This is a genomic window from Micromonospora sp. AB353, from assembly GCF_049538395.1.
GTDB classification, from domain to species: domain Bacteria; phylum Actinomycetota; class Actinomycetes; order Mycobacteriales; family Micromonosporaceae; genus Micromonospora; species Micromonospora aurantiaca.
In genome coordinates this window covers 1-330 of sequence record NZ_JBMVFV010000201.1, presented here as the reverse complement: position 1 = coordinate 330, position 330 = coordinate 1, and the positions used below count along the sequence as shown (strand labels likewise).

Sequence of the window (330 nt, the reverse complement as noted above, 5' to 3'; positions counted from 1 at the left end):
ATCGTGTTGATCACCCACGATCTGGGCGTGGTCAGTCAGGTGGCTGATGACGTGTTGGTGATGTATGCGGGCCGGGCGGTGGAGCACGGGAGTGTGCAGCGGGTGCTGCGGGCGCCGCAGCATCCGTACACGTGGGGGTTGTTGTCGAGTGTGCCGTCGTTGCACGGCGACGCGGACGCGGACCTGCTGCCGATCCCGGGCAACCCGCCCAGTCTGATCAACCTGCCGTCCGGGTGCGCGTTCCATCCGCGCTGCCGGTGGGCCGACGTCAACGGCGACCGGTCCCGCACCGAGATACCCGAGCTGGGCCCGGCGGGGGCGGCGGGGCAT

At 70.0% G+C, this 330-nt stretch carries 1 protein-coding gene; it reads left to right on the top strand.

Features of this window, described 5'->3' with window-relative positions; all coding sequences use genetic code 11:
• Window positions 1-330 (top strand): oligopeptide/dipeptide ABC transporter ATP-binding protein (locus ACPCK6_RS29680; RefSeq protein WP_423482867.1); only part of this gene is annotated, 330 nt, incomplete at both ends.